Consider the following 302-nt stretch of genomic DNA (forward strand, 5'->3'; position numbering starts at 1 on the left):
CGAACACGGAAGTTAAGCTCTTCAGCGCCGATGGTAGTCGGGGGTTTCCCCCTGTGAGAGTAGGACGCCGCCAAGCTTTTTTATTTTATCTACCATGTTTTTGTTTATGAAGCTTATAATATTCCGCAGTAGCTCAGTGGTAGAGCTATCGGCTGTTAACCGATCGGTCGTAGGTTCGAGTCCTACCTGCGGAGCCATTGCTTCCATAGCTCAGCAGGTAGAGCACTTCCATGGTAAGGAAGAGGTCAGCGGTTCGAGCCCGCTTGGAAGCTTATCTAAATACGTTGATCTGAAGCAGTTTC

General features: G+C 49.0%; 2 tRNA genes and 1 rRNA gene. All 3 read left to right on the plus strand.

The window, feature by feature from the left end:
* A 5S ribosomal RNA gene (gene rrf / locus G9F75_RS20375) occupies window positions 1–76 on the plus strand; the annotation flags it as partial.
* Between the two features lie 46 nt (window positions 77–122).
* Window positions 123–197 (plus strand) — tRNA-Asn (locus G9F75_RS19790).
* A 2-nt stretch (window positions 198–199) separates the two neighbouring features.
* Window positions 200–272, plus strand: a tRNA-Thr gene (locus tag G9F75_RS19795).
* The last annotated feature ends 30 nt before the right edge of the window (window positions 273–302 follow it).

Origin of the sequence: Bacillus sp. EKM208B (assembly GCF_011800725.1) — a bacterium.
Classification (GTDB): domain Bacteria; phylum Bacillota; class Bacilli; order Bacillales; family Bacillaceae; genus Bacillus; species Bacillus velezensis.